We start from the raw sequence: 18,746 nt of genomic DNA, 5'->3' as shown, positions 1-18,746 counted from the left end.
CGCGGGCCGGTCATGCCCGGTCATTCGGCCGCGACCGCATCGCTTTCCGCGGCCTCGACCCGCACCGCGGAATACTTGAACTCCGGGATCTTTCCGAAGGGATCGAGCGCCGGGTTGGTCAGGATGTTGGCCGCCGCCTCGACAAAGGCGAAGGGCAGGAAGACCATGTCGCGCGCCACGTTCCGGTCCGCCCGCGCCATGACCTCGAGGCTGCCGCGCCGCGTTGTCAGGCGCACGCGCCCGCCCGGTGCCACGCCGAGTTCGCGCAGCGTCGCGGGGTGCATGCCGGCGGTCGCCTCGGGCTCGACGGCGTCGAGCACCGGCGCGCGGCGGGTCATCGACCCGGTGTGCCAGTGTTCCAGCTGGCGCCCGGTCGTCAGGATCATCGGGAACGTATCGTCGGGCACCTCGGCCGGCGGCGTCACGCGCGCCGGCGTAAACTTCGCCCGGCCCGCACGGCGCGGGAAGCCGTCGCCGAAGACGACCGCCTCTCCCGGCTCGTCCGGGCTCTTGCACGGGTAGGTGACAGCGCCCTCTGCCTCGAGCCGCGACCAGGTGATGTGATGCAGCGAGAACATCGACATCTTCATCTCCGCGAACACGTCGCGCGGGTGGCTGTAATCCCAGTCGAGCCCGATCCGGCGGGCGAGATCGACGAGGATCGCCCAGTCTTCGCGCGCCGACCCCGGGGTCGGAACCGCGCGGCGGATCATCTGCACCTGACGGTTGGTGTTGGTGGTCGTGCCGGTCTTTTCCGGCAGGGCCGAGGCCGGCAGGATCACGTCTGCGAACATGGCCGTCTCGGTCAGGAAGATGTCCTGCACCACGAGATGGTCGAGATGCGCCAGGGCCTTGCGCGCGTGCTCCACGTCGGGATCCGACATCGCCGGGTTCTCGCCCAGCACGTACATGCCCTTGATCTCGCCGCGATAGACCCGGTCCATGATCTCGACGACCGTCAGTCCCGGCTGCGCGTCGATCTCGGTCCCGCGCCAGATGTGGCGGAAGAGATCGCGCACCTCGCCGTCGGTGACCGACTGGTAGTCCGGCATGACCTGCGGGATCAGCCCCGCATCGGACGCGCCCTGCACGTTGTTCTGTCCGCGCAGCGGGTGAAGCCCGGTGCCCGGCCGCCCGACATGGCCGCACAGCAACGCAAGCGAGATCAGGCAGCGCGCGTTGTCCGTGCCGTGGATATGCTGGCTGACGCCCATTCCCCAGAAGATCATGCCGGCGCGCGCATCCGCGTAGGCGCGGGCGACCTCGCGGATGGTGCCCGGATCGATCCCGCAAAGCTCGGCCATGCGCTCGGGGGTGAAGGCGCGGATATGGTCGCGGAACTCGAAGAAGCCTTCGGTGAAGCCCTCGATATACTGACGGTCGTAGAGCTTTTCCTCGACGATCACGTTCATGATCGCGTTCAGCAGCGCCACGTCGGTGCCGGGGCGGAAGCGCAGCTCCTTCCACGCATGCCGCTGCAGCCCCCGCTGGCCGCGCGGGTCCATCACCACGAGCTTGCCGCCACGCTTGGCGAACTGCTTGAAATACGTCGCGGCAACCGGGTGGTTCTCGGTCGGGTTGGCGCCGATCACGATCGCAATGTCGGCGTTCTCGATCTCGTTGAAGCTCGCGGTGACGGCGCCCGAGCCGACGTTCTCCATCAGCGCGGCGACCGACGAGGCGTGGCACAGCCGCGTGCAGTGATCGACGTTGTTGTGCTTGAATCCCTGACGGATCAGCTTCTGGAAAAGATAGGCCTCTTCGTTCGTGCACTTGGCGGAGCCGAACCCGGCGACCGACTTGCCGCCGTAGAACGACCGCAGGTCGACGAGACCGCGCGCGGCGAGGTCGAGCGCCTCGTCCCACGTCGCCTCCCGGAAATGGGTCCACGGGTTCGCCGGATCGACGTTCAGCCCCTTCGCGGGCGCATCCTCACGGCGCACCAGCGGCACGGTCAGGCGCTGCGCGTTGTGGATGTAGTCGAAACCGAAACGCCCCTTCACGCAGAGCCGGCCCTCGTTCGCAGGGCCGTTGATGCCCTCGATATACTTGACCCTGTCGTCCTTGATCTTGACCGACACCTGGCAGCCGACCCCGCAGAACGGGCAGACGCTCTGCACTTCGCGGTCGATGTCGGCGCGATCGCCGACCTGATCGTCATTCACGACGCTCGCGGGCATCAGGGCCCCGGTCGGGCAGGCCTGCACGCATTCGCCGCACGCCACGCAGGTGGACGCGCCCATCGGATCGTCCTGGTCGAACACGGGAAATGCCTCGTGCCCGCGACCGGCCATGCCGATCACGTCGTTCACCTGGACCTCGCGGCAGGCGCGGACGCACAGGTTGCACTGGATGCACGCGTCGAGGTTGACGCGCATCGCCACGTGGCTGTCGTCGAGCAGCGGGATCCGGTCGGCCTCCATCGTCGGAAACCGGCTCTCGGCGACGCCCACGGCATCGGCCATCTCCCAGAAATGGCTGGACCGGTCGTGGGCCTCGGCCCGTTCGGGCTGGTCGGCGGCCAGCATCTCGATCACCAGTTTCCGCGCCGTCGCGGCGCGCTGCGTGTCTGTCGAGACGACCATGCCATCCGTCGGCTGCCGGATGCAGGATGCGACGAGGTTCCGTTCGCCGTCGACCTCGACCATGCAGGCGCGACAATTCCCGTCGGGGCGGTAACCGGGCTCGGGGCGATGACAAAGGTGAGGGATCACCAGGCCCTGCCCGTGCGCGACCTCCCAGATGGTCTGGCCGGGGGCGGCTTCGACGTCGCGGCCGTCGAGGGTGAAGCGGATCGTGTCGGACATGGCTGGCCTCCGTAGTCACCCGATGTCTAACGGGGAACGCAGGCCGGCGCCGCGATCAATACCGACATGCTGCCGGGATTATGCGGCGCGTGCGTTTCCGATCGGCGCGCCTTGGCGCCGACCGGAGCGTGTGCGGGGCCGATCGGCGCCGATCAGGCGACGTCGAACTGCAGCGGGCGAACCTGCTGGAACATGCCGGTCGCCTTCAGTTTTCCGATCACGTCGTCGGGCACCGGCGCATCGACGTAGAGAAGCGCGATCGCCTCGCCCTTCGCCGTCTTCCGGCCGAGGGTGAAGTTGGCGATGTTCACGCCGTTCGAGCCCATCGTGTTGCCGAGCGTGCCGATGATGCCGGGAACGTCCTCGTTCGTGGTGTAGAGCATGTGCCGGCCGATCTCGGCATCGATGTTGATGCCCTTGATCTGGATGAAGCGCGGCTTGCCGTCCGAAAACACCGTTCCCGCGATGGAGCGTTCGCGTGCGTCGGTGACCACCGTGACTTTCACGTAGCCTTCGAAGGCCCCCGACTGCGCCTGGTTCGTCGTCGAGATCCGGATCCCGCGTTCGCGTGCGGTGAGCGGCGCGGACACCATGTTGGTCTCGGGGTTGAAGCGCTTCATGATGCCGGCGACGACGGCGCAGTTCAGCGCCTCGAGGTTCATCTCGGCGACCGAGCCGTCGTAGAGGATGTTGATCGCCTTGATCGGTTCGTCGGTCATCTGCCCGATGAAGCTGCCGAGATGATCCGAAAGCTTGATCCACGGGCCCATGATCTTGGCCTCTTCGGCGGTCACCGAAGGCATGTTGAGCGCGTTTGTCACCGCCCCGGTCAGCAGGTAGTCCGACATCTGCTCGGCAACCTGAAGCGCGACGTTCTCCTGCGCCTCGGTCGTCGCCGCGCCGAGGTGCGGCGTGCAGACGACGTTCGGCAGATTGAAGAGCGGGTTCTCCGTCGCCGGCTCTTCGGCGAAGACGTCAAAAGCCGCACCGGCGACATGGCCCGACTGCAGCAGCTCCGCGAGCGCCGCCTCGTCGACGAGTCCGCCGCGGGCGCAGTTGATGACGCGGACGCCCTTCTTCGTCTTGGAGAGGTTCTCCTTCGACAGGATGTTGCGGGTCTGGTCGGTCAGCGGAACGTGCAACGTGATGAAGTCCGCCCGGCCCAGCAGATCGTCGAGCTCCACCTTGGTGACGCCCATCGAGTCGGCTTTCTCCTGGGAAAGATACGGGTCGTAGGCCAAGACCTTCATCCGCAGGCCGCGCGCGCGGTCGCAGACGATGCCGCCGATGTTGCCGGCGCCGATCACCCCGAGCGTCTTGCCGGTCAGCTCGACGCCCATGAACTTGGACTTCTCCCACTTGCCGGCATGCGTCGAGGCAGAGGCCTCGGGGATCTGCCGGGCCACGGCGAACATCATCGCGATCGCGTGCTCGGCGGTCGTGATCATGTTGCCGAACGGCGTGTTCATCACGATGACGCCGCGCTTGGAGGCCGCGTCCTTGTCGATGTTGTCCGTGCCGATGCCGGCCCGGCCGATGACCTTCAGGTTGGTCGCGTTCTCGAGGATCTTCTCGGTGACCTTGGTGGCCGAGCGGATCGCGAGACCGTCGTAATCGCCGATGACCTCGGCGAGCTTGTCCTTGTCCTTGCCGAGATCCGGCTGAAAATCGACCTCGATGCCGCGATCCTTGAAGATCTGCACGGCGGCCGCGGACAGTTTGTCGGAAATCAGTACCTTGGGTGCCATGTGTCTGGTCCTGTCAGGAATATCTGGACGCTTCTCCGCCCTGCCGGGCGTCCGCGCAGGGACGCCCGAAGAGCCGAAGAGCGACGGAAATGGAAGTTCAGGCGGCCTGCGCCTGCGCGTCGAGCTCGGCGTGGAACGCCCATTCGATCCACGGCATCAGCGCTTCGACATCGGCCGTTTCGACCGTGCCGCCGCACCAGATCCGCAGACCGGCAGGCGCATCCCGATAGGCGCCGACGTCGAGCGCCACACCCTCGGCCTCGAGCCGCTTCTGCACCGCCTTGGCGAACGCCTCGGCGTCCGAGATCCGTCCATCGGTGAACTTGAGGCAGACCGACGTGTTCGAGCGTGTCGCCGGATCATCGGCGAGGTTGGCGATCCAGTCGCGGTCTTCGCAGAAATCCCAGACGGTCCGGGCGTTCGCGTCCGCGCGCGCCTTGAGGCCCGAGAGCCCGCCGACCGAGCGCGCCCAGTCGAGCGCGACGAGATAATCCTCGACACAGAGCATCGACGGCGTGTTGATCGTCGCGCCTTCAAAGATGCCTTCGTTGAGCTTGCCGCCCTTGGTCAGGCGGAAGATCTTGGGCAGCGGCCACGGCGGCGTGTAGCTTTCGAGCCGTGCGACGGCGCGCGGCGACAGGATCAGGATGCCGTGCGCGGCCTCCCCGCCCAGCACCTTCTGCCAGGAGAAGGTCACCACATCGAGCTTGTCCCAAGGCAGGTCCTGCGCGAAGGCCGCCGAGGTCGCGTCGCAGATCGACAGGCCGGCGCGGTCCGCCGGGATCGCGTCGCCGTTCGGCATCCGCACGCCCGAGGTCGTGCCGTTCCAGGTAAAGACCACGTCCGTGTCCCAGTCGAGCGCGGCCATGTCCGGCAGCTGGCCGTAATCGGCCTCGACGATATCGGCGTCGATCTTGAGCTGCTTGACGCAATCGGTCACCCAGCCGGCACCGAAGCTCTCCCAGGCGACCATCGTTGCCTTGCGCTCGCCGAGGAGCGACCACATCGCCATCTCGACCGCGCCGGTGTCAGAGGCCGGAACGATCCCGATGCGGTAGTCGTCCGGCACGCCCAGCACCTCGCGGGTGCCGTCGATCGCTGCCGCCAGCTTGGATTTGCCGACGCTGGCGCGGTGCGAGCGGCCGAGCGGCGCATCGTTCAGCATGTCGAGGGAAAAGCCCGGAATCTTGGCGCACGGGCCCGAGGAAAAACGCGGATTGGCCGGCCGCGTCGCCGGTTTGGTCATCGCCATGTCTCTAACCTTCCAGATAGTCGCCCCTCGTTGGGGAGGGGTGTCCCACCGCCGGAGCTACGGCGCGGCACGCGGTTTCACAAGGCGCAAAATGTCGCTAAAGCGGCCGGGACTGACGTTTCGAGACCCTGCGCGACCGCTATCGGAAACTTCCGCCCATGTTCACCGCTTCCCTGATCGCGCGCCCCGGCGCGCTCGACCCTTCGCTCGTCCATGCGCTTCGCGACGCCTGGGGCGGCTCGGACGCACGCTGGCTCGCTCCCGACGAGGCGGCAGAGTTCGACGTTCCAGAGATTCCCTCGAACCGTTGGGACGTCTGGACGGACCTGCAGGCGCAATCGACCGACCTTCTCGTGCAGCCGACCAAGGGGCGGCAGAAGAAGATGCTGCTGGCCGACATGGATTCGACGATGATCCGGCAGGAATGCATAGACGAGTTGGCGGAGGTCGCCGGCGTTGGCGCGCGGGTGCGCGAGATCACGGCCCGGGCGATGAATGGCGAGCTCGGCTTCGAGGGCGCGCTGACCGAGCGGGTCGCGCTCCTCGCCGGCCTGCCCGAGGAGATCGTCGACGATGTTCTCGCCACGCGGATCGAGCTGATGCCGGGCGGGGAGACGCTCCTCGCGACGATGAAGGCCGCCGGCGCGCATGCCGCTCTGGTGTCGGGCGGTTTTACCGCGTTCACCTCGCGCATCGCCGCGCGACTTGGTTTCGACGAGCACCGCGCCAACACGCTTCTGGCCGAAGGCGGGACGCTGACCGGGCGCGTGGCGGAGCCGATTCTCGGTCGCGAGGCGAAGGTCGCGGCGTTGTCCGAGATCACCGCGCGCCTCGGCCTGTCAGAGGCCGACGTGCTGGCCGTCGGCGACGGCGCGAACGACCTCGGCATGCTCGGCCGCGCCGGCACCGGGGTCGCGCTCCACGCCAAGCCGTCCGTTCAGGAAAAATGTGACCTGCGCGTCAATCACGGCGATCTGACGGCGCTTTTGTACCTGCAGGGCTACGCGAAGGCCGACTTCGCTGCCTGAACCTCAGGACAGGAGGTCGGCCGCAGGCTCGATGCGCCCGACTGACAGGCCGCGGCGGTTCCGGATCTCGGGTCGGAGAAACCGCGCCACGTCCGGATGCTCGGGATCCAGAACGCCCAGCCGTACGAGCACCGCCGCGATCGCACACTCCGCCGCCCGCGTCGCGCCATCCGCCGCCTTGACCGCGATACCGGTCCCGCGCTCGGGCAGGATCGCCACGAAAAACCCTTCCGCCCCGGTCTTGAGCGCAACCGGCTCCCGGGCCGCGCGCATCAGGAGCGTGCAGGCCCGCCCCTCGCCCGCCACCTCCAGCGGATAGGCGATCATCGCCTCAACCAACCGAGCCGCCGCGCGCGACAGCGCGTCCTCGCGCCGGTGCGCCGTGGCAAAGACGGACATCGCCCGCGCCATCGCGTCCATCTTCGTGGCGAAGTTCGGGGCCGAGCAGCCGTCGATGCCGAAGCCCGGGCTGTCGCGTCCGGTGACCTCCTCGAAGGCGTCGCGCGCCGAAATCTGGACCGGGTGGTCGGGCGCAACGTAGTCGGGCCCCGCGCGCAGGTGCTGCATCAGCGTCAGGAAGCCCGCGTGCTTGCCCGAGCAGTTGTTGAGCAGCTGCGTCGGCGTTTCTCCGTCCCGGATCATCTCGAAACGCAGCGCCTTGTCGCGCGAGGGCTCTGGCCCGCAGAGCAGATCGGCCTCGGACAGCCCACGCGCGTCGAGCCATTCGGCGACGGCACGGGCGTGGAGCGGCGCACCTTCGTGGCTCGCGCAGGCCAGCGCGAGGTGCCGCTCGGCCAGGCCGGCCGCGTCCGCCGCGCCCGAGGCCACGAGCGGCAGCGCCTGGATCATCTTGGCCGAGGAGCGCGGCAGAACGACCGTCTCGGGCGCGCCCCACGCCTGCGTCACGGCGCCGGTTTCGTCGGCCACGACGATGTGCCCCGCATGGGCGGATTCGGGGATCGGTCCGCGCCAGATTTCGGCGAGCGGAGCGGCGTTCGACAGCATCGGGAAGGTATCCTCACGTCTCGGCGAGCATTCGCCGACGGGGGTTTCCGCATTCCACGCAATGGCGGTAATGTCTCGCCCGTCGACAAGCGGTCTGATTGAGCATAGACCGCGGAAAACCGGACGCAACCCGGTCACGATTGAGGTTCAAGGCCGCTGGAGGCAAAGCCATGACATTCAGGGGAGCAGGGGTCGCCGCGGCGACCGCGCTGGCGATCTGCGCAGCCGCGGGCGTCGCCCAGGCACAGGACGACGAGAGCGATAGCCGAGTCGACGCGATGACCGACTGGTCGGTCTTCGAGGAGTCCGAGCCGCAGCAGGAGTGCTGGATCGTCTCGACCTACAAGGAAAGCGTGAACACCCGCGACGGAAACGTTGTGTCGGTGACGCGCGGCGACATCCTCTTGATGGTATTCTTCCGCCCCGATGCCGATGTGCAGGGACAGGTGACCTTCACCGGCGGCTACCCGTTCGCCGATGGCTCGACCGTGAATGTCGAGATCGGAGGCTCGGAATTCGAGATGTTCACCGAGGGTGAATGGGCTTGGCCGCCGTCCCCGCAGGACGATGCGCGCATGGTCACCGCCATGAAGCGCGGCGCGGATGCCGTGGTGACCGCGCGGTCGTCGCGCGGGACCCGCACCGAGGACACGTTCTCGCTTCTCGGCTTCACCGCAGCCTACGAAGAAGCCCAGAGCCGCTGCGCCTCCGACGGGTCGGCCAGCGCCGAAAACGCCGAGGCCTCCGACAGCTGACGCGCGGTCCGGGCGTGTGCCTCGCGTCCGAGCCCCGAAATCCTCCGACCCGTCCCCGGTTGCCCCGGGGGCGGGTCGTGTCCTATATGAGTGCTTTGCCGCCGGAGGGAGCTTCGATGCCCGCCACAGCCCCGATCACACAGGATCTCGTGACGATCCCCCGCAAGGCGCCGGAGGGACCGACGAACCTCGTCGGCCTGACGCGCGCTCAGATGCGCGACGCCTTTCTGGCGATCGGGACGCCCGAGAAACAGGTGAAGATGCGGGTGAACCAGGTCTGGCAGTGGGTCTACTACTGGGGCGTGCGCGACTTCGCGCAGATGACGAACCTCGCCAAGGACTTCCGCGCCAAGCTGACAGAGCACTTCACCATCGCCCTGCCGGAGCTCGTGTCGCGCTCCGTGTCGGCCGACGGCACGCGCAAGTACCTTGTGCGGATCGCCGGCGGTCACGAGGTCGAGGTCGTCTACATTCCCGAGGCAGACCGGGGCACGCTGTGCATCTCGAGCCAGGTCGGCTGCACGCTGACCTGTTCGTTCTGTCACACCGGCACGCAGAAGCTCGTCCGCAACCTCACCCCGGGCGAGATCGTGGGCCAGATCATGCTGGCGCGCGATGATCTGGGCGAGTGGCCCGAGCGCGGCGCGCCGAAGAACGAGACGCGGCTTCTGTCGAACATCGTGCTGATGGGCATGGGCGAGCCACTCTACAACTTCGATGGCGTGCGCGACGCGATGAAGATCGCGATGGACGGCGAGGGCATCGCGCTCTCGCGCCGCCGCATCACGCTGTCCACCTCCGGCGTCGTGCCCGAGATCGCCCGCTGCGCCGAGGAGATCGGCTGCCAGCTTGCCGTGTCGTTCCACGCCACGACCGACGAGGTGCGCGACAAGCTGGTTCCGATCAACAAGAAGTGGAATATCGAGACGCTTCTGAAGGCGCTCAAGGAGTATCCGCGGCTGTCGAACTCCGAGCGCATCACGTTCGAGTACGTGATGCTGAAGGACGTGAACGACAGCGACGCGGACGCGCGGCGCCTCGTGAACCTGATCAAGGGCATCCCCGCGAAGATCAATCTGATCCCGTTCAACGAATGGCCCGGCGCGCCCTATGAGCGCTCGGACTGGAGCCGGATCGAAGCCTTCGCCGACATCGTCTACAAGGCCGGATACGCCTCTCCGATCCGCACGCCGCGGGGCGAGGACATCATGGCCGCCTGCGGGCAGCTCAAGTCCGCGACAGAGCGCGCGCGCAAGTCGCGCCGGGCGATCGAGGCCGAACTGCGCGAGGGCTGACGGCCCGCACAAGGGCGTTTCACCGCCTTCACGATCCCGCCAGAACTCTGTGCGCGCGTTGAAATCACGCGCCTTCGCCACACCGTCAGCGGCTATCCGCCGTCCGATCGGGCGGCCTGACCGAGGCGGAGGCACGCGTGAGTACGACACTCAAGACCCTTGCCGGCGTGATCGTCGTGGCGGCGTGTGCCGCGATCGGCGTATTCGGCACCGAGTACGTTCTGTCGAGCCGGGGCGAAGCCAGCCAGCCGCAAGGCGGTGGTGAGGCCAATGCAGTGCGCGTTGGCGTAGCGCAACCCGAACGGCGCCAACTCGAAAGTGCCGTTTCGGCCGTGGGAACGGTCATGCCGGTACGCTCGGTCGAGATCACGCCTTCCGTCGCCGGACGGGTGGTCGAAGTGCCGGTGAGCTCGGGCGGCGAGGTCGAGGAAGGAGACCTGCTCCTTCAGCTCGATGCACGAGCCGAGCGTGCGGCACTGCGCAGCGCGGAGGCGACGCTGGCCGAGGCGCGTCAGAACCTCGACCGCATCGAGCAGCTCGCCGACGCGAACACCGCGGCCGAGCAGCAGCTCGAGCAGGCGCGCGCCAATTTCCAGCGCGCCGAAGGCGATGTCATGGCGGCGGAGGCCGATCTGGAGGATCGCCGGATCACCGCGCCCTTTGCCGGCACGCTCGGCTTCGTCGATATCGATCCGGGCGCTTACCTGTCGCCATCAACAGTCGTGACACGGCTGTCCGATCTCTCCGTGGTGCAGGTCGATCTGTCCCTGCCGGAACGGTATTTCCAGCAGGTCGAACCGGGACAGACAGTCGAACTGCGCGTCCCCGCCTACCCCGACGCGACATTCGACGGGTCGGTCACGGTCCGCGACACCTCGGTCGCGCAAGGCTCTCGAAGCTTCGACGTGCGAGCGGAGGTGGACAATTCCGACCGCCGGCTCGTCGGCGGCATGTTCGCGCAGACGCGGCTTGTCTTCGATACGTACGAGGGCCTGGCCGTGCCCGACGATGCGATCATCAGCGAAGGCGCGTCCACCTATGTCTATGCCGTGTCCGACGGCACGGCGCAGCGCCGGGACGTGAGCGTCGGAGGCTCGGCGGGACAGCTGACCGAGGTGACGGACGGCCTCGACCCTGACACGCAGATCGTCGTCGCCGGCTGGAACACGCTGCGCGACGGCGCGCCGGTCGAAGTGGCCGAAGACGTGGAGCGCGAGGGTCTCGAATGACACTTCCCGATCTTTGCCTGCGGCGACCGGTCCTCGCCACCGTCATCTCGATCCTGATCATCATCCTCGGCATCGCGGGACTGACCCGCATGCCGGTGCGCGAACTGCCCAATACCTCGACAGCAGAGGTCACCGTCAGCGTCACCTACACCGGCGCGAGTCCCGGCGTCGTCGATTCCGAGATCACGTCCGTCATCGAGGGCGCGATTTCCAGCGTTTCGGGAATCGACCGCATGACGACGGAGGCCGAGCTCGGCGGGTCGCGCACCGTCATCACCTTCCAGCAGGATCGCGATATCGACCAGGCCGCGTCCGACGTGCGTGCGGCGGTCCAGGCGGTATCGGGTGACCTGCCCGAAGAGGCCGAGGAGCCGGAGGTCGAAAAGAACGACAGCCAGGGCGATCCGATCATCTGGATGACGATGACGTCCGACGGCATGTCCGCCACCGAGCTGACGGACTACGCCGACCGCTATGTCACCGACCGGCTTGAGACGCTCAGCGGGGTTGCGGCGGTCCAGATCTACGGCGACCGGCCGTACGCGATGCGGGTCTGGCTCGACCCCGATGCGATGGCTGCGCGCGGCGTCACCGTGAACGAGATTTCTCAGGCGCTCGAGAACAACAACCTTGAGCTTCCCGCCGGCCAGATCGAAAGCGCCTCGCGGACCTACCTGCTACGCACCGAGACGCGGCTGACCGACCAGGCCGAGTTCGAGGAGCTCATCATCGGCGAGCGCGACGGGTTCCAGATCCGGTTGGGCGACGTTGCGCGCGTCGAAATCGGCACCGAGACCGATGATTCCGAGTTCCGCGCGAACGGCGAGACGGCGATCGGGCTCGGCGTCCTGCGCCAGAGCTCGGCCAACACGCTCGAAATTTCGACGGCGATCAACGACGAGGTCTCCAACATCCAGTCGGAGCTTCCGGAGGGCACGCAGATCGCGGTGACGAGCGACGACGCCGACTTCATCCGCTCATCGATCGAACAGGTCCTGACGACGCTCGCCATCGCGGTCGCGGTCGTCGTGGCGGTGATCTACCTGTTCCTGACATCGGTGCGCGCGACTATCGTGCCTGCTGTCACGATCCCCATCGCGCTTCTCGGGGCCTGCGCGGGCATCGCGCTGGTCGGATTCTCGATCAACATCCTTACGCTCTTCGCGCTCATCCTCGCGATCGGGCTCGTGGTCGACGACGCCATCGTCGTGCTCGAGAACATCGAGCGGAAGGTTGAGGAAGGCGACGATCCGACCGAAGCTGCCCGCGAGGGCGCCAACCAGGTCTTCTTTGCCGTCGTGTCGACATCGGCCACGCTGATCGCGGTGTTCGTGCCGCTGTCGTTCCTGCAGGGCGAGATCGGCAAGCTCTTCACCGAATTCGGCGTCACGCTGGCCATCGCGGTTGCGGTGTCCACGTTTGTGGCGCTTTCGCTCTGCCCGGTGATCGCGTCGCGCGTCCTGAAGGCCGGCATGAATGAAAGCCGATTCGCCCGCGCGGTGCACGGCGCCACGCGGCGGCTGTCCTCCGGCTACAAGAGCCTCCTGACCCGGGCGATCCGGATGCCCGCGATCATTCTCGGCATTGCCGCGCTGATGACCGGCATGTCCTACGCGCTCTACCAGGCGCTGCCGTCGCAGCTCACGCCCGAGGAAGATCGCGGCATCTTCTTCGTGTCCGTGTCCGCACCGGCGGGCTCCGCACTCGGCCTGACTGATGCGGCGGTGCAGGAGGTGGAATCGCTGATCGCCCCCTACCGCGAGGACGGCGGGCCCGTGGACGACGTGATCGCGATCGTCGGTCAATACGGCGAAACCGGACGCGCCTTCCTCGTCGGGGTCATGGCGCCCTACGGCGAGCGCGACATGGGGCCCCGCGACGTGGTGAACGAACTGCGTCCGGAATTCGCACAGATCACGCTTGCCAGCGTGCGGTCGTTCGCGCCCTCCGGTCTCGATGCCGGGGCGGGATCGGGGCTCGAACTGATCGTCACCGCGCCGACCTTCGACCAGGCGGCGGAATACTCGGCCGATCTAGAACAAGCGCTGCGCGACAACGGCGATATCGTCGGGGTCCGCCGGGCCTACGAGGTGAACACGCCGGGCTTCGATATCCGCGTCAACCGCGAGCTTGCGCGGTCGATCGGCGTCGACGCCCGCGCTATCTCGGACAGCGTGCGAACCTTCTTCGCCTCCGCCGAAGTGACGGAATACATCCAGCAGGATCGCCAGTACCCGGTGATCCTGCAGGCCCCCGAGGATCTGCGCGCCACGACGGAGAACCTGCGCGGCCTCAATATCCGAACCGCGTCGGGCGAACTGGTGCCGCTGGACGGATTGGTCGAGCTCGAACGGCGGGCGTCCGTCGCCGCGTTCAACCGGTTCAACCGGCAACCCTCGGTCGAGATCACGGCGTCGCTGGCCGAAGGGGTTGATCTGGGCGCGGCCATCGCCACGGTCGAACGCCTCGCCTCGGAACTGCCGCCGCAGATGTCCATCGCCTATTCCGGACAGGCGGAGCAGTTTCAGGAAACCTCTGGCGGGATCCTCGCCACCTTCGGGCTTGCGCTGCTCGTCGTCTTCCTCGTGCTCGCCGCGCAATTCGAAAGCTTCGTGCAGCCGGTGGTGATCCTGCTGTCGGTGCCACTGGCGGTGGCCGGCGCGCTCATCACCCTGTTTCTCCTGGGTCAGGCGATCAACATCTACAGCCAGGTCGGGATGGTGATGTTGATCGGGCTGATGGCCAAGAACGGCATCCTGATCGTCGAGTTCGCCAACCAGCTCCGCGATCAGGGCCAGTCCGTGCGCGACGCGGTGATCGAGGCGTCGGCCGTCCGCATGCGCCCGATCCTGATGACGGTGATGTCCACGGTTCTGGGCGCCGTGCCGCTCGTCTTTTCCTCGGGCGCCGGGGCGGAGAGCCGGTTTTCCATCGGCATCGTCATCATCGGCGGCTTCATGGTCGCCTCGATCCTGACGTTGTTCCTGACGCCGGTGCTCTACGATCTGCTGCAACGCGATCGCGACGTGTCGCGCGACACCGACAGCGAACCGGCTGCGCAGCCTGCAGAATAACCGGGAGCGCGAGTCAGCGCCTCGGCGCGCCGGGCCTGACCTGTCCGGCGCGCAGCACCGACCTTTCCCGACAGATTCACTCCGGAAATAAAGCAGATTTTTATATATCGTTTCCAATTACTTGGGCTCGACCAACACTCTGTTACGCGGTTTTGGGCAACATTTTCGGTTGGACGTCCTTCGCACATCCTTTATCCGACAATTTATATCAGCAAAGGGAGATCCGAATGACCACCCGCCTTTTCACCGCCTCGACGCTGTCGCTGCTTGCCCTGTCGTCGGCCATGCCGGCCATCGCGCAAGACGGCGGTGAGCTGAACCTCTACTCGTCGCGCCATTACGACACCGACGAGCGGCTCTATTCCGACTTCGAGGAACAGACCGGCATCACCATCAACCGCATCGAGGGCGACGCCGACGAGCTGATCGCCCGGATGGAAGCGGAGGCCGAAAACTCCCCCGCCGACGTGCTCCTGACCGTCGATACCTCGCGCCTCCAGCGCGCGAAGGATGCCGGCATCCTGCAGAGCGCCGAGAGTGACGTTCTCGAAGAGCGCGTGCCCTCGCAGTACCAGGACGCCGACAACCAGTGGTTCGGCTTCTCGCTGCGGTCGCGGATCATCTTCTACAACGAAGAAACCGTGGACAATCCGCCGCAGACCTACATGGATCTCGCCGATGATGCCTACGAGGGCATGGTCTGCATCCGGTCCTCGTCGAACGTGTACAACCAGACCCTGCTGGCCTCGATCATCGAAAACGAGGGCGAGGACGCCGCGCGCGACTGGGCGCAGGGCGTGCTCGACAACATGGCGCGCGACCCGCAGGGCGGCGACACCGACCAGCTTCGCGGCATCGCCTCGGGCGAGTGCGACATCGCGGTGGCGAACACCTACTATTTCGCCCGCGCCCTCGCGAGCGATGTGGATGGCGTCACCGGCAGCATCGATACCTTCGGCTGGGTCTTCCCGAACCAGGACTCGACCGGCGCGCACGTGAACCTGTCGGGCGGCGGCGTCGCGGCGAACGCACCGAACCGCGACAACGCGATCGCGTTCCTCGAGTACCTCGCGTCCGACAGCGCTCAGGAATACTTCGCCGCCGGCAACAACGAGTACCCGGTGGTCGAGGGCGTCGAGACGACCGAGGCGGTCGACGAGCTTGGCGAATTCACCGCCGACGATGTCGATCTGTCGGCCGTGGCGCAAAATATCGGCACCGCGCAGCAGATCTTCAACGAGGTCGGCTGGGAGTGATCCCGCGCTATCGGGTCCGGATGTCCGGACCCGACCCTGACATCGGGCGCCGCGTTCCTTCGGGACGCGGCGCTTTTTCGTGCCGGCCCGGCCCTACCTGTCGCCGGCGCCGATCCGTCGGATGAGCACGATCACCGGCAAGAGGCCGACCGCGGCGATGGCGAGGCTCGGCACCGCGGCCCCGTCCAGCCGCTCGTCCGCAGCCAAGCGATGTGCCTGCACGGCGAGCGTGTCGAAGTTGAAAGGTCGCAGGATCAGCGTCGCCGGCAGCTCCTTCATCGTGTCGATGAACACGATCAGGAGCGCCGTCAGAAGGCTTGGCGACATGATCGGCAGGTGCACGCGGGTCAGCACGATGTAGGGCCCCTTTCCCAGCGACCGGGCCGCCGGCCCGACATTGGGATTGACCATCGCCTGCCCGCCCTCGTAGGCGCCGATCGCCGCGGCGAGGAACCGGATGAGATACGCCGCGATCATCAGCCAGATCGATCCCGTCACGAGCAGCCCCGTCGAGATCCCGAAGCGCGCCTCCATGAAGGCGTCGAGCGCGTTGTCGAACGCCGCGAACGGAACGAGAAGGCCGACGGCGATCACCCCGCCCGGCACGGCGTAGCCGATGCGCCCGATCCGCACCGTGGCGCGCGACAGCGGCCCCGGGCTCAACCGCTCCTGGTAACCGATGACGATCGCGGCAAGAACCGTGACGCCGGCGGCGATCGCGGCCAGAAGGACCGAGTTACCCGCGAACTGGAGGTAACGTTCGCTCAGAAGGCTCTGGTTCGATCCGGTTGCCATCGTGGCGAGCGTGACCGCCGGCACAACCGCGCCCAGCATCACCGGCAGCGCGCAGGCCGCAGAGGCCGCCCAACGCGCGGCTCCGCCAAGCGGGATGCGCGGCAGCGGCGCGCCGTTCGAGTGGTGCTGGGCCGCCCCGCGCGAACGCTGCTCCAGCGTCGCCAGCAGCAGCGCGATCGCCAGGAGCCCGAGCGCGAGCTGCGCGGCGGCCCCGCGGTCGGCCATGCTGAACCAGCTCTGGTAGATGCCGTTCGCGAGGCTCTGGACCCCGAAATACGAGACCGTCCCGTAATCCGCTATCGTCTCCATCGCCGCCAAGAGCACGCCCGCCGCAATGGACGGCCGCGCCATCGGCAGCGCGACGCGCAGGAACGCACCCCACGGCCCGGCACCCAGCGTCCGGGCGATGTTGAAGGGCCGTGCCCCCTGCCCGAGAAACGCCGCGCGCGTCAGAAGATAGACATACGGGTAGAGCACGAGCGTCAGCATCGCCGCCGCGCCCCCGGCCGAGCGGATCTCGGGAAACCAGTAGTCGCGCGGCCCCCATCCCATCACCGCGCGCAGGGTCGTCTGCACCAGGCCGGGATGGTCGAGAAGGTCGGTGTAGGCGTAGGCCACGACATAAGCCGGAAAGGCCAGCGGCAGCACCAGAGCCACTTCGAGAAACCGGCGTCCCGGAAAGGCGCAGCAGCTCACCAGCCAGGCAGTGCCCGCACCGATCACCGCCGTGCCCGCCGACACCGTCGCGACCAGCAGCGCCGTGGTCCCGAGATAGCGGGGCAGAACCGTCTGCCAGAGATGCGTGAGCGTCTCGAGGCTGCCGGTCAGCGCCGCCACCGCCACCGCGATCAGGGGCAGAAGCACCAGCGCCGCCACCGCGTGCCCAAGCACGCGAAACGCCGGGGCGCCCATCCGGACGCGCTTCGGGATCATCGCCTGTCGCTCTGCGTGGGTCATCACCGCACCATGGGCCGTCGGAGGATCGTCGCGCGCGGCTCGGCCGCACGCCTCTTCGTGCTCCTAGCCATCCTCGCACGAGGGCACCACCCCCGTCGCGTCGAGGTGATCGAGATGCCGTGTCGGCCCCGCAAAACGGCGCCGGGTCACCCGATTTCCGGCGGGCGGGGATAAGCGGCGCGCGCATCAGCCGAACCCGCGCCGTCTCGAACTTGGCTCGCCTCCGATCAAGGAGCCGCCGATGCGACGGGCGTCGGGCTACCGCAGGCGTCGGGGCGATCCCGATCCGAGGTCCCGCCGCCGAACTGTATTGCGAGCACCCGCGCAAGTCTCCACGCGCCGCATCCCGTGACCTGTCGGGATGGGCTTTGTGCGCCGTACGCACACCGGAGCCTACCGGAGGGATGACCACCGGGCAGGCTTGCAGTGTTTCATATTGGTTGTGCTGATATGGTTGCGGGAGGGCGGATTGGCTTGCACCGAACCTATGGGCGCTTTGTAAAAAATATCGTTAATTAACTAATCAGTCAAAAAACTTTGCCCCGAGCGAGGAGACGCTACAGCGTCATCCTACTGTCAGACGATGGCCCGGCCTTACAAGCACGAGCATGCATAAATTCACCACTTCGACGGCTCTTGAGAAAGCGATTTCCCACGAGGCTTTGGGCCTCTGTCAAGCCTACGCTATCGTTTCTTTGGCGACTTCTATGGCAACTGATGCTTTCTGCTTCAGCTCGTTGATCGGCACCGCCTTGCCAGCGCCGAATGGGTGCGCACCTTTGTGCGTCCACAGTTCGCCGTCCTCAAACGTCCAGTTGTCTCTCGGGAGCTTCAATAACTCTCTCGTGGGCTTCGATGAATGTACAAGCGACGCGTAGATGCGTATTCCTTCATCCGGCCAAGCGTAAACGGAAAACTCTAGTGTATACTCAGGATGGCACCCATTTTCCCCAAAAAGCATTGAGAGTTGACGTTCGGTCCAAACCGTTTCGACTGACAACATGCTGTCGACTACGCTTAGTTGCCTGAATCGGCTCTCTATCAAGTCGCAGCTCCAAATTTCTCGGAATGTCCTCGAGAGGAGCTTGGCGTACTCACATCGAACTTGATGCGCCGAGAGGACGGCGCTGTAATAAAAGTCCATCTTTTTCCAGTCGAAATCTCCTGGCGGGTTAGGTTTGGTCCCAAGCAGCGTGTCGACTGCTGTTTGGGTTCGTTTCGAGCCCAGGTAGAGTTCTAGGCTCTCTGGTAGAGTCTCGAGTATGGATGTGTCGCTCATCGTCCTCTCTCACTGTGCCTTTACGCGATCCCAAACCGTCCTTCGGAAGGTCCTAAACTCGCTTGTGTCATCCCTCGTGACCTGCTCCCCTGAAACCTCCCCACTCTGAGGTTAGTCTGTTCCTCGACAGAGGAGATGAACGATGAAGCGCAGCAGGTTCAGCGAAGAACAGATCATTGGCATCCTGAAGGAGCACCAGGCCGGGCTGAGCGCGGCGGAGCTCTGTCGGAAGCACGGCGTGAGCGAGCCGACGTTTTACAAGTGGC

The 18,746-nt window shown here is 66.5% G+C and carries 13 protein-coding genes; 7 read left to right on the top strand and 6 right to left on the bottom strand.

Going from position 1 to position 18,746, the window contains the following annotated elements:
- Nucleotides 1-20: 20 nt before the first annotated feature.
- The 3 genes from fdhF to ROJ8625_RS16770 all read right to left on the bottom strand — a co-directional run bounded on the left by fdhF (nt 21) and on the right by ROJ8625_RS16770 (nt 5,807).
- A complete protein-coding gene (fdhF, locus tag ROJ8625_RS16780; protein WP_085793086.1) occupies nt 21-2,807 on the bottom strand; it encodes a formate dehydrogenase subunit alpha in 2,787 nt (928 codons plus the stop codon).
- 152 nt (nt 2,808-2,959) lie between these two features.
- A complete protein-coding gene (gene serA / locus ROJ8625_RS16775; protein ID WP_085793085.1) occupies nt 2,960-4,555 on the bottom strand; it encodes a phosphoglycerate dehydrogenase in 1,596 nt (531 codons plus the stop codon).
- 97 nt (nt 4,556-4,652) lie between these two features.
- Nucleotides 4,653-5,807: a phosphoserine transaminase gene (locus tag ROJ8625_RS16770; protein ID WP_085793084.1), complete on the bottom strand. Its 1,155-nt coding sequence runs from the start codon at nt 5,805-5,807 to the stop codon at nt 4,653-4,655.
- Between the two features lie 158 nt (nt 5,808-5,965).
- On the opposite strand from ROJ8625_RS16770, the gene serB reads away from it, so the two are divergent.
- Nucleotides 5,966-6,835, top strand: coding sequence for a phosphoserine phosphatase SerB (serB, locus tag ROJ8625_RS16765; RefSeq protein ID WP_085793083.1), 870 nt, complete (start codon nt 5,966-5,968; stop codon nt 6,833-6,835).
- Between the two features lie 3 nt (nt 6,836-6,838).
- Here serB and ROJ8625_RS16760 read toward each other — a convergent pair whose 3' ends face one another.
- Complete coding sequence (locus ROJ8625_RS16760; protein WP_085793322.1) at nt 6,839-7,837, bottom strand: asparaginase; 999 nt, start codon at nt 7,835-7,837, stop codon at nt 6,839-6,841.
- A 173-nt stretch (nt 7,838-8,010) separates the two neighbouring features.
- Between ROJ8625_RS16760 and ROJ8625_RS16755 the strand changes: the two genes are divergently transcribed.
- From ROJ8625_RS16755 to ROJ8625_RS16735, 5 genes are all read left to right on the top strand, one after another.
- A complete protein-coding gene (locus tag ROJ8625_RS16755; RefSeq protein WP_085793082.1) occupies nt 8,011-8,595 on the top strand; it encodes an invasion associated locus B family protein in 585 nt (194 codons plus the stop codon).
- 116 nt (nt 8,596-8,711) lie between these two features.
- On the top strand, nt 8,712-9,890 hold the full coding sequence (rlmN, locus tag ROJ8625_RS16750) for a dual-specificity RNA methyltransferase RlmN (protein WP_085793081.1): 1,179 nt from the start codon (nt 8,712-8,714) through the stop codon (nt 9,888-9,890).
- A 137-nt stretch (nt 9,891-10,027) separates the two neighbouring features.
- Nucleotides 10,028-11,119, top strand: a complete 1,092-nt coding sequence (locus tag ROJ8625_RS16745) for an efflux RND transporter periplasmic adaptor subunit (protein ID WP_159456793.1) — start codon at nt 10,028-10,030, stop codon at nt 11,117-11,119.
- A complete protein-coding gene (locus tag ROJ8625_RS16740) occupies nt 11,116-14,193 on the top strand; it encodes an efflux RND transporter permease subunit (RefSeq protein WP_085793079.1) in 3,078 nt (1,025 codons plus the stop codon). The genes ROJ8625_RS16745 and ROJ8625_RS16740 overlap by 4 nt, the downstream gene beginning before the upstream one ends.
- 227 nt (nt 14,194-14,420) lie before the next feature.
- Entirely contained in the window at nt 14,421-15,449 is a 1,029-nt protein-coding gene (locus tag ROJ8625_RS16735; protein WP_085793078.1) for an extracellular solute-binding protein, read from the top strand.
- Between the two features lie 93 nt (nt 15,450-15,542).
- Here ROJ8625_RS16735 and ROJ8625_RS16730 read toward each other — a convergent pair whose 3' ends face one another.
- Together ROJ8625_RS16730 and ROJ8625_RS20710 are read right to left on the bottom strand one after the other, a co-directional pair.
- On the bottom strand, nt 15,543-17,201 hold the full coding sequence (locus ROJ8625_RS16730) for an ABC transporter permease (protein WP_200813330.1): 1,659 nt from the start codon (nt 17,199-17,201) through the stop codon (nt 15,543-15,545).
- 679 nt (nt 17,202-17,880) lie between these two features.
- On the bottom strand, nt 17,881-18,480 hold the full coding sequence (locus ROJ8625_RS20710; RefSeq protein WP_143535160.1) for a hypothetical protein: 600 nt from the start codon (nt 18,478-18,480) through the stop codon (nt 17,881-17,883).
- A 142-nt stretch (nt 18,481-18,622) separates the two neighbouring features.
- Between ROJ8625_RS20710 and ROJ8625_RS16725 the strand changes: the two genes are divergently transcribed.
- Nucleotides 18,623-18,746 (top strand): transposase (locus ROJ8625_RS16725; protein ID WP_143535044.1); only part of this gene is annotated, 124 nt, incomplete at its 3' end.

Origin of the sequence: Roseivivax jejudonensis (genome assembly GCF_900172265.1) — a bacterium.
In the GTDB taxonomy this organism is placed as follows: domain Bacteria; phylum Pseudomonadota; class Alphaproteobacteria; order Rhodobacterales; family Rhodobacteraceae; genus Roseivivax; species Roseivivax jejudonensis.
The sequence above is the reverse complement of the archived record's forward strand: the minus strand, read 5'-3'. Positions and strand labels throughout refer to the sequence as shown.

Excerpts from the sequence above, each read along its gene's own strand:
- fdhF (WP_085793086.1), bottom strand. The coding sequence starts at position 2,807 with ATGTCCGACACGATCCGCTTCACCCTCGACGGCCGCGACGTCGAAGCC.
- serA (WP_085793085.1), bottom strand. The coding sequence starts at position 4,555 with ATGGCACCCAAGGTACTGATTTCCGACAAACTGTCCGCGGCCGCCGTG.
- ROJ8625_RS16770 (WP_085793084.1), bottom strand. The coding sequence starts at position 5,807 with ATGGCGATGACCAAACCGGCGACGCGGCCGGCCAATCCGCGTTTTTCC.
- serB (WP_085793083.1), top strand. The coding sequence starts at position 5,966 with ATGTTCACCGCTTCCCTGATCGCGCGCCCCGGCGCGCTCGACCCTTCG.
- ROJ8625_RS16755 (WP_085793082.1), top strand. The coding sequence starts at position 8,011 with ATGACATTCAGGGGAGCAGGGGTCGCCGCGGCGACCGCGCTGGCGATC.
- rlmN (WP_085793081.1), top strand. The coding sequence starts at position 8,712 with ATGCCCGCCACAGCCCCGATCACACAGGATCTCGTGACGATCCCCCGC.
- ROJ8625_RS16740 (WP_085793079.1), top strand. The coding sequence starts at position 11,116 with ATGACACTTCCCGATCTTTGCCTGCGGCGACCGGTCCTCGCCACCGTC.
- ROJ8625_RS16735 (WP_085793078.1), top strand. The coding sequence starts at position 14,421 with ATGACCACCCGCCTTTTCACCGCCTCGACGCTGTCGCTGCTTGCCCTG.
- ROJ8625_RS16730 (WP_200813330.1), bottom strand. The coding sequence starts at position 17,201 with ATGACCCACGCAGAGCGACAGGCGATGATCCCGAAGCGCGTCCGGATG.
- ROJ8625_RS20710 (WP_143535160.1), bottom strand. The coding sequence starts at position 18,480 with ATGAGCGACACATCCATACTCGAGACTCTACCAGAGAGCCTAGAACTC.